Here is a 578-nt window from a genome sequence, read left to right as displayed (position 1 = left end):
AATTTGTAACAAATCGAGCACAGGAACCAATGGCGCGGCAAGCCAATCAAACACAGGCGTATATTCAGCTAATCCTAGACCAATAGTACCGATTGCAAAAATAATTGGGATAAGTCCAAAATAGATATCAAACAAGTTTTTTACGCTGTTTTTAAATACACTACCCAAGCCTGGCATAGAGTGTGCGCGAGTCACTGCGCGGTTCAATGCCCACTGCGGCATACTATATTGCGCAGGAATGTCTTCATTCAACAAACATTTACCAGAATGGTAGGTGTCAGGCTTTAGTGACAATGGTGGTATGCGCGGCATAATAATCGCAGCAATAAAACCAGTCAAAGCGATGGTCAAATAAAAGAAGACAAAATTATTATCTACCCCAATGGTCTTGGCAACGACATAAGTAAAAGCAATAGAGGTTACCGAAAAAGTCGTGGCAATAATGGCTGCTTCACGCTGACTATAGTAACTCTTATCGTACTCTTGCATAGTCACTAGCAGACCGATAGAGGCTGCACCAAACCATGAGGACATTGCATCGACTGCAGAACGACCTGGCAGTTTGAACAGTTTAATAA

The 578-nt window shown here is 42.2% G+C and carries 1 protein-coding gene; it reads right to left on the bottom strand.

Features of this window, described 5'->3' with window-relative positions; all coding sequences use genetic code 11:
- Positions 1 to 578: YjiH family protein (locus ACS8FD_RS23105; protein ID WP_439277577.1), on the bottom strand; the 578-nt coding region annotated here is incomplete at both ends.

It is taken from the genome of Psychrobacter sp. 1U2 (assembly GCF_051847575.1).
The sequence above is the reverse complement of the archived record's forward strand: the minus strand, read 5'-3'. Positions and strand labels throughout refer to the sequence as shown.